Genomic DNA, 451 nt, shown 5'->3' on the forward strand with positions numbered 1-451 from the left:
CGCGGCGTTGCTGCATCAGGCTTTCGCCCATTGTGCAATATTCCCCACTGCTGCCTCCCGTAGGAGTTTGGACCGTGTCTCAGTTCCAATGTGGCCGATCACCCTCTCAGGTCGGCTACTGATCGTCGCCTTGGTAAGCCGTTACCTTACCAACTAGCTAATCAGACGCGGGTCCATCCTGTACTGGCTCACCTTTGATATTCAAGAGATGCCTCTCAAATATGTTATCCCGTATTAGCATACCTTTCGGTATGTTATCCGTGTGTACAGGGTAGGTTACCCACGCGTTACTCACCCGTCCGCCGCTCTTTACCGAAGTAAATCGCTCAACTTGCATGTGTTAGGCACGCCGCCAGCGTTCATCCTGAGCCAGGATCAAACTCTCAAATAAAAGTTTATCAGGCTCAGATACTATTGTTATCAAAATATCTGGCTTTATGGTTTGTTTCTT

Annotated in this window: 1 rRNA gene; it reads right to left on the reverse strand. The window is 49.0% G+C overall.

The window, feature by feature from the left end:
- A 16S ribosomal RNA gene (locus KGF41_RS20525) occupies positions 1-391 on the reverse strand; the annotation flags it as partial.
- Positions 392-451: the final 60 nt, after the last annotated feature.

It is taken from the genome of Clostridioides sp. ZZV14-6150 (assembly GCF_020657875.1).
GTDB lineage: Bacteria > Bacillota > Clostridia > Peptostreptococcales > Peptostreptococcaceae > Clostridioides.